Genomic DNA, 7515 nt, shown 5'->3' with positions numbered 1-7515 from the left:
CCAGGTCTGCCAAACACATGAAATATTCTCATCACAAACAAGCCGCAACAAAGCGGCGCATCAAAGGGGCAGCAGCCCCTTTTGTCATTCAGGACAAAATGTGGTCCAATGCATCAGCAAGGACCAAGGTGACGCGGGGTGGAGCAGCCCGTTCGGCCTACAATCGATCCTCAATCGATTGCTTGACGGCCTCACCTCATCAGGCTACGCCTGACTTCGCTCCCGGGCACAAAAGCCCGGCTCTAAAGGTGACGCGGGGTGGAGCAGCCCGGTAGCTCGTCAGGCTCATAACCTGAAGGTCGTTGGTTCAAATCCAACCCCCGCAACCAAAATGATCGAACCAACCCCGTTGCAGTCGTGACGGGGTTTTTTGTTGCCCGCTTCTCCTAATAGCAAGATGGTGCGCAGGCGACCAACAAGCCTGATCTTGAGTATAGCGGTGCGCCATGTTTGAGGCTTGAGCTTACTTCATGCGATGTTGGCATCGCTAGGACTGCTCGCAGAACCGATCAGTTCCCTATTCCGATGTCCGTTCTGCTGATCGCCGCCGAGCCTGACGTGCGGGCAAATGGTGATACAGCTTTATGTCGTGACCAGCCAAAGGCGACGTGACAGCGGAATTTGAAGGGCTTTGGCACCATTCTCATTGGTGCGGAAGTACGCTATCTTGTCACCAAGACCCAAGAAAACAGCAATGCGGGGATGAAGCAACGCTTGCGAACACATAGCGGACCACGGCGGGAGACGATCACCACGGGGTATTGCACGGACTGACGGCAGATCCTTTGGGAGGAGGAGCATGCTTGAGCTCGATCATGTTTCGAAGACGGCGGGTGCAACAGAGCACATAAGCGACGTCTCGCTGCGCCTGCTTTCCGGCTCGCTGAATGTTCTCCTGGGCCCTACACTTTCAGGCAAGACCACATTGATGCGGCTGATGGCTGGGCTCGACCAGCCAAGCAGGGGCCGTGTTTTGGTGGACGGGCGCGACGTGACTGGGGTCGCCGTGCAGAAACGCAACGTCGCGATGGTCTATCAGCAGTTCATCAATTACCCGGCGATGACCGTTTATGACAACATTGCTTCGCCGTTAAAGGTTGCTGGCGTGGACGCAGCCACCATCAAGCGAGAAGTCGGTCGCGCCGCCGAACTCCTCCAACTCACCCCATATCTTGATCGAACGCCACTGAACCTGTCGGGCGGTCAACAGCAACGCACCGCGATCGCGCGCGCCATGGTCAAGAAGGCCGGTCTTGTGCTCCTCGATGAGCCGCTGGCTAATCTTGACTACAAATTACGCGAGGAATTGCGCGCGGAACTACCGAGAATCTTTTCCGAATCCGGCGCAATCTTCGTTTACGCGACAACAGAGCCTTCGGAAGCTTTACTGCTGGGCGGCTCGACAGCGACTCTGAGCCAGGGACGGGTCACCCAGTTTGGCCCCACGGTAGAAGTGTTCCGCAATCCCGTTGATCTCGTGACGGCCATGACCTTCGCCGATCCCCCGCTGAACATCATTCGGCTTGAGAAGAAGGGGGGAGCTTTTATCCTTGATGAGGGCGTGAAACTGCCGGAGCCGATGGGAGTCCCATCTTTTCCCGACGGAACTTATACGGTTGGCTTTCAGCCGCATCATCTATCGTTGCAGCGTAAATCGCCGGATTCAGTACCCGTGACCGCGCTGGTTACCATTACCGAGATCTCGGGCTCGGAGAGCTATGTGCATTTGAGCTTTGCTGGTGCCAACTGGATAATGCTGACGCACGGTATTCACGTCTTCACGCCTGACGAGCGCATCGAGGTGTTTATCGACCCGCAGCATCTCATGGTGTTCGAAGCAGATGGTCGCGCCATGCGCGCGACGACCGCCGAAGCGGCTTGAGGGGAAGACTGGATGGCACTGATCGCGCTCGAAAAGATCCGCCACACCTATCAAGAGCGCCCACGATCGGACGCCGACTACGCACTTAAAGAGGTGACACATCAGTTTGCGGACGGGGGGGCTTATGCGCTGCTCGGTCCGTCAGGTTGCGGCAAGACCACGCTGCTCAACATCATTTCGGGCCTCATCCAGGCCTCGGAAGGGAGGGTTCTGTTTGATCGCCACGACGTGTCCGCGGCGTCAACACAAGAGCGCAATATAGCGCAGGTGTTCCAGTTTCCGGTCGTCTACGACACAATGACCGTTTACGACAATCTCGCATTTCCTCTGAGAAACCGCGCTGTGTCGGAACCGGAGGTTGCGCGGAAGGTTCGCGAGACCCTGGAGCTGATCGGGCTTTCTGAGATGGCCGGGACGAGAGCACGCGGTCTGACGGCTGACCAAAAGCAGAAGATTTCGCTGGGGCGGGGTCTCGTGCGCGCCGACGTCAACGCGATCCTGTTCGACGAGCCGCTGACCGTCATCGACCCGCACATGAAATGGGTGCTGCGCTCACAATTGAAACAGCTGCATCGCCGCTATGGTTTCACAATGCTGTATGTCACCCATGATCAGACCGAGGCCCTGACCTTCGCTGAAAAGGTTGTGGTCATGTACGACGGTGAAATCGTGCAGATCGGCACCCCTGCCGAACTGTTCGAGCGGCCGCGCCACACCTTTGTCGGCTATTTCATTGGCTCTCCGGGGATGAACCTGCTGCCGGTTGAACTCGCTGGCGATGAGGCATGGATTGGCAGTACGCACGTTAAGCTGCCGGGGATGCCTAGCCAAACGCTGACAGGTGCGCTCGAACTTGGCATTCGTCCGGAATTCGTTCGCCTGGGGCGCGAAGGTATCGCCGTTGACATTGCGAAGGTGGAGGATGTTGGCCGGCGCAAGATCATCCGCGCCAATCTTGAAGGGCGTGAAATCGCACTAATCGTCGGAGAAGACGAAGAGATCCCGGCCGAACCGCATATTCGCTTCGCCCCCGAAGGCATCAATCTCTACGCCGACTCGTGGCGAGTGGATCTCGGGAGCCAGTCATGAACAAGACATGGAATAACAAGGCCTGGTTCATGGTTTTGCCGATGTTGCTGCTGGTGTTGTTCTCAGCTGCCATCCCCCTCATGACGGTTGTCAACTATTCGGTGCAGGACACGTTCGGGAACAACGTGTTTTTCTGGGCGGGTACCGAATGGTACGAACAGATCCTGAATTCGCGCCGTTTTTGGGACGCGATGGGACGCAATCTCGCTTTTTCCTTCATTATTCTTGCCATCGAGATCCCGCTCGGCATTCTGATCGCTCTCAATATGCCTCGGCGGGGCTGGGGCGTACCGCTGTGCCTGGTGCTGATGGCGCTGCCTCTTCTGATCCCGTGGAATGTTGTCGGTACGATCTGGCAGGTGTTCGGTCGCGTCGATATTGGCCTGCTGGGGCGCGTTCTGGAAGGGATAGGCATAGATTACAACTATGTCCGCGACCCGTTAGATGCGTGGATCACCGTTATCCTGATGGACGTCTGGCACTGGACCAGCCTCGTTGTGCTGCTCTGTTATGCGGGTCTGGTATCTATCCCGGATGCCTATTACCAGGCTGCGCGTATTGACGGCGCATCGCGCTTTGCGATTTTCCGCTACATCCAGTTGCCCAAACTGCGGCGGGTGCTGACCATCGCCATATTGCTGCGTTTCATGGACAGTTTCATGATCTACACCGAACCGTTCGTGGTGACCGGCGGTGGACCTGGAAACTCGACGACATTCCTGTCGATAGACCTTGTGAAAATGGCTGTCGGCCAATTTGACCTTGGCCCGGCGGCTGCGATGTCGATCATCTACTTTCTGATCGTCCTGCTGTTGTCGTGGATCTTCTACACGGTCATGACGAGTCACGAGGGGGAGCGCTAATATGGTCGACGCGAAGCAGACCATCGCGGCGACGATGCGCGAACTGCCGCTTGAAAAGCCCGCCGACCCCGCGCAGAAAACACAGATTGAGCGCCGCATGCGCCGTCGCGGCACCGCATCCCGGTTCTGGTGGCTCGTGCCCGCGCTCTACATTATCTTTCTGATGCTGCCGATTTACTGGCTCGTGAATATGAGTCTCAAGACAAACTCCGAGATCACGGGCACTTTTTCGCTTTGGCCTCAGCAACCGACCATTCGCAATTATATGGTCATCTTCACTGACGCTTCATGGTATTCAGGCTATATCAACTCCATTATCTATGTGGTGATGAACACGGTGCTGTCTGTCGCAGTTGCACTGCCAGCTGCCTATGCTTTCTCGCGCTACCGCTTTCTGGGTGACAAGCACCTGTTCTTCTGGCTGCTGACCAATCGCATGGCACCTCCTGCGGTGTTTGCGCTGCCCTTCTTCCAGCTCTACTCCGCCTTCGGGTTGATCGACACTCATATCGCCGTGGCGCTGGCGCACTGCCTGTTCAACGTGCCGCTGGCCGTGTGGATCCTGGAAGGTTTCATGTCCGGCGTGCCGAAGGAGATTGACGAGACGGCCTATATCGACGGCTATTCGTTTCCGCGCTTCTTCATGAAGATCTTCATGCCGCTGATCGCATCGGGCATCGGCGTTGCGGCCTTCTTCTGCTTCATGTTCTCATGGGTGGAGCTTCTGATCGCCCGCACGTTGACGACGACGGCTGCCAAGCCGATTGCCGCAACGATGACGCGCACGGTTTCGGCTTCGGGCCTCGACTGGGGCGTACTGGCTGCGGCGGGCGTGCTGACGCTGATCCCGGGTGCCCTCGTCATCTGGTTCGTGCGCAACTACATCGCCAAGGGTTTTGCCCTTGGCCGGGTCTAGGAGGCAAGCGGATGAACTTTTCATGGATGGCCTGGACGCTACCGACGGTGGCCTTTTTCGGCACGATCTTCCTACTGTTCGTGGGCATGAGCATCTGGGAGTACGTGTCGCCCGGTGGCAATCCGCGCTTTGGCATCCTGCGCTTTGAAACGACGAGAGGCGATCGCCTCTTTGTCTCGCTGCTTGGCAGCGCCTTCATTCATCTGGCCTGGCTTGGTCTTGTCGGACCTAACCTGTGGTGGGCCCTCGCAATCTCCGTCGTCTACGCCATTGGCGTGTTTCGATTTGTTTGAGGAGAAGAGATGGGCGGGTCGCGCGAATGCACCGCTCAAAACCGCAACTTGGTTGCATCCGTTGGGAGGAAAGTGAAATGCGTAGACAGCTTCTTGCATCAACGACCGCGGTAGCACTTGTCTTCGGCGTGGCGAGTGCCCACGCAGACATGAATGCCGCGAAAACATTCCTCGATGCAGAAATCGGCAATGTTTCGTCTCTGGACCGTGCGGCACAGGAAGCCGAGATGGAGTGGTTCATTAAGGCGGCCGAACCATTCAAGGATATGGACATCAAGGTCGTGTCGGAAACGATCACGACGCATGAATATGAAGCGCGCGTGCTGGCCCCGGCCTTCACCGCGATCACCGGTATCAAGATCACTCATGATCTGATTGGCGAAGGCGACGTTATCGAGAAGCTGCAGACTCAGATGCAGTCGGGTGAAAACATCTACGACGCCTATGTCAACGACTCGGACCTGATCGGCACTCACTGGCGCTACCAGCAGGCGCGCAGCCTGACCGACTGGATGGAAAACGAGGCCAAGGACGTCACCAACCCGAACCTCGACCTTGAGGATTTCATCGGTACATCCTTCACCACCGCACCGGACGGCAAGCTCTACCAGCTTCCCGACCAGCAGTTCGCGAACCTTTACTGGTTCCGGTATGACTGGTTCAACGACGAGAAGAACAAGGCCGACTTCAAGGAGAAATACGGCTACGATCTTGGTGTCCCGGTCAATTGGTCAGCCTATGAAGACATCGCCGAGTTCTTCACCGGTCGCGAGATCGATGGCAAGAAGGTCTATGGCCACATGGACTACGGCAAGAAGGATCCATCGCTCGGCTGGCGCTTCACCGACGCCTGGCTGTCGATGGCGGGCAACGGTGACAAGGGCATCCCGAACGGCAAGCCGGTCGATGAGTGGGGCATCAAGGTTGATGAAAATTCGCGCCCCGTCGGTTCCTGTGTTGCCCGAGGCGGTGACACCAATGGCCCTGCGGCCGTTTACTCGATCCAGAAATATCTCGATTGGCTAAAGGCCTATGCACCGCCGGCCGCTCAGGGAATGACCTTCTCCGAATCCGGCCCCGTACCGGCACAGGGCGAGGTCGCCCAGCAAATGTTCATGTACACGACCTTCACCGCCGACATGGTGAAAGAAGGTCTGCCGGTGATGAACGAGGACGGCACTCCGAAATGGCGCTTTGCTCCCTCGCCGCATGGTGTCTACTGGAAAGAAGGAATGAAGCTTGGCTATCAGGACGTCGGTTCATGGACGATCCTCAAGTCGACGCCGGAAGACCGCGCGAAAGCTGCTTGGCTGTATGCGCAGTTTGTCGCTTCAAAGACGGTGGACGTGAAGAAGAGCCATGTCGGCCTTACCTTCATCCGCGAGTCTTCGATCCAGCATGAAAGCTTCACCGAGCGGGCACCCAAGCTTGGCGGTCTCGTTGAGTTTTATCGCTCGCCCGCGCGTGTTCAGTGGTCGCCGACCGGCACCAACGTTCCAGACTATCCCAAGCTGGCCCAGCTTTGGTGGCAGGCGATCGGAGATGCCTCGTCAGGTGCCAAGACGGCCCAGGAAGCCATGGATTCACTTTGTGCCGAGCAAGAGCAGGTCATGGCTCGTCTCGAGCGGGCAGGTGTCCAGGGCGACATTGGCCCGAAACTGGCTGAAGAACACGACCTTGAATACTGGAACAAGGATGCGGTCGCCAAAGGCAACCTCGCACCGCAGTTGAAGATCGAGAACGAGAAGGAACAGCCTCAGACCGTCAACTACGACGAACTGGTCAAGAGCTGGCAGTAGTCAAGCGAGCGCGATCGCCTGGATGCTTTGAGCGGACGGGGGGCATTCGCCCCCCGTCCTTGTCTTTATAGTGCCCGATGATCGGCATGGTGATCTCAGTGAGATGACAACCGTCATCAGTGGTGCAGTGCGCGTCAGGCATCTGGTGATAATCACACACGGTCACCTCCTCCTGGATCTCGTACAATGCGAGAGGGTCGACATCGATGAGACCTGGATCAAGGTCAACATGGCCTCGCTTCGCTTCTGGAGGCCGAGAGGCAAGCGCCTTCGCTGCCTCGCACCGCACCAGCGTACCTGACCTTTGATCAACAGCGCTGGAGCCAGGATCTGGTTTCTGGCGCCATTCTGTCAATGACCGTGGAAACGGGACCCCGCCTTTTCGTGTAAAAGGGACCCCGGTTAGAGCTTGTGAAGGGCACGCCGGTTAGCGCCCGATCAGGCGAAGCTGGTCGGGGTTGCACAGCCTGATCGGGCGCGGCTGATTGGCTTTTCGGCTTTAGCTTTGAGAGCGGCTTTTGAAGCGCCAGGATTCGTTTCCGGTCTCGACGATTTCGCAGTGGTGCGTGAGCCTGTCCAGCAGTGCGGTCGTCATCTTGGCGTCGCCGAAGACGCTCGGCCATTCTGCGAAAGCGAGATTGGTGGTGATGATGACGCTGGTGCGCTCGTAAAG

Annotated in this window: 8 protein-coding genes and 1 tRNA gene; 8 read left to right on the top strand and 1 reads right to left on the bottom strand. The window is 57.5% G+C overall.

Going from position 1 to position 7515, the window contains the following annotated elements:
* The 8 genes from BMZ42_RS18185 to BMZ42_RS17495 all read left to right on the top strand — a co-directional run.
* Positions 1-214, top strand: a 214-nt coding sequence (locus BMZ42_RS18185; protein WP_210185246.1) for a hypothetical protein, incomplete at its 5' end; no start/stop codon positions are given.
* A gap of 38 nt (positions 215-252) precedes the next feature.
* A tRNA-Met gene (locus BMZ42_RS17525) sits at positions 253-329 on the top strand.
* A gap of 470 nt (positions 330-799) precedes the next feature.
* A complete protein-coding gene (locus BMZ42_RS17520) occupies positions 800-1882 on the top strand; it encodes an ABC transporter ATP-binding protein (RefSeq protein ID WP_091525151.1) in 1083 nt (360 codons plus the stop codon).
* Between the two features lie 12 nt (positions 1883-1894).
* A complete protein-coding gene (locus tag BMZ42_RS17515) occupies positions 1895-2971 on the top strand; it encodes an ABC transporter ATP-binding protein (RefSeq protein ID WP_091525149.1) in 1077 nt (358 codons plus the stop codon).
* Entirely contained in the window at positions 2968-3834 is an 867-nt protein-coding gene (locus tag BMZ42_RS17510) for a carbohydrate ABC transporter permease (RefSeq protein WP_091525147.1), read from the top strand. The genes BMZ42_RS17515 and BMZ42_RS17510 overlap by 4 nt, the downstream gene beginning before the upstream one ends.
* Positions 3835-3868: 34 nt before the next feature.
* On the top strand, positions 3869-4750 hold the full coding sequence (locus tag BMZ42_RS17505) for a carbohydrate ABC transporter permease (RefSeq protein ID WP_244523324.1): 882 nt from the start codon (positions 3869-3871) through the stop codon (positions 4748-4750).
* Positions 4751-4761: 11 nt separating this feature from the next.
* Entirely contained in the window at positions 4762-5043 is a 282-nt protein-coding gene (locus BMZ42_RS17500; RefSeq protein WP_091525145.1) for a DUF2160 domain-containing protein, read from the top strand.
* Positions 5044-5120: 77 nt separating this feature from the next.
* A complete protein-coding gene (locus tag BMZ42_RS17495) occupies positions 5121-6842 on the top strand; it encodes an ABC transporter substrate-binding protein (protein ID WP_091525142.1) in 1722 nt (573 codons plus the stop codon).
* A gap of 499 nt (positions 6843-7341) precedes the next feature.
* Here the strand turns inward: BMZ42_RS17495 and BMZ42_RS17485 are convergent.
* On the bottom strand, positions 7342-7515 hold a 174-nt coding region (locus tag BMZ42_RS17485), incomplete at its 5' end, for an ATP-binding protein (RefSeq protein WP_175556594.1).

This window comes from Aquamicrobium aerolatum DSM 21857, assembly GCF_900113935.1.
In the GTDB taxonomy this organism is placed as follows: domain Bacteria; phylum Pseudomonadota; class Alphaproteobacteria; order Rhizobiales; family Rhizobiaceae; genus Aerobium; species Aerobium aerolatum.
The sequence above is the reverse complement of the archived record's forward strand: the minus strand, read 5'-3'. Positions and strand labels throughout refer to the sequence as shown.

Excerpts from the sequence above, each read along its gene's own strand:
- BMZ42_RS17520 (WP_091525151.1), top strand. The coding sequence starts at position 800 with ATGCTTGAGCTCGATCATGTTTCGAAGACGGCGGGTGCAACAGAGCAC.
- BMZ42_RS17515 (WP_091525149.1), top strand. The coding sequence starts at position 1,895 with ATGGCACTGATCGCGCTCGAAAAGATCCGCCACACCTATCAAGAGCGC.
- BMZ42_RS17510 (WP_091525147.1), top strand. The coding sequence starts at position 2,968 with ATGAACAAGACATGGAATAACAAGGCCTGGTTCATGGTTTTGCCGATG.
- BMZ42_RS17505 (WP_244523324.1), top strand. The coding sequence starts at position 3,869 with ATGCGCGAACTGCCGCTTGAAAAGCCCGCCGACCCCGCGCAGAAAACA.
- BMZ42_RS17500 (WP_091525145.1), top strand. The coding sequence starts at position 4,762 with ATGAACTTTTCATGGATGGCCTGGACGCTACCGACGGTGGCCTTTTTC.
- BMZ42_RS17495 (WP_091525142.1), top strand. The coding sequence starts at position 5,121 with ATGCGTAGACAGCTTCTTGCATCAACGACCGCGGTAGCACTTGTCTTC.